We start from the raw sequence: 255 nt of genomic DNA on the forward strand, positions 1-255 counted from the left end.
CAAGAAAGCTGCTAGTTGAAGCTGCATGGAGCTATCGCCACCCTGCGCGTGTGAGCCCCGATATTCAGCGTCGTCACGAAGGTCTGCCTAAACCGATTGTAGATCGAGCCTGGGACGCACAGGTGCGTTTGTGCCGACGCTATCGCAAACTCGTCGCGCGCGGCAAGCAGAAGAATATCGCCGTAGTCGCAGTTGCCCGTGAACTCAGCGGATTCATCTGGGACATCTGCCGGCTCTCCTTGTCGCTGGCCATAC

Annotated in this window: 1 pseudogene; it reads left to right on the plus strand. The window is 58.0% G+C overall.

Annotation, left to right across the window (positions count from 1 at the left end):
* Positions 1–255 (plus strand): annotated as a pseudogene (locus tag F6X39_RS36270) (IS110 family transposase); the annotation flags it as partial.

The sequence above is a fragment of the Paraburkholderia sp. UCT2 genome (genome assembly GCF_014397665.1).
In the GTDB taxonomy this organism is placed as follows: Bacteria; Pseudomonadota; Gammaproteobacteria; order Burkholderiales; family Burkholderiaceae; genus Paraburkholderia; species Paraburkholderia tuberum.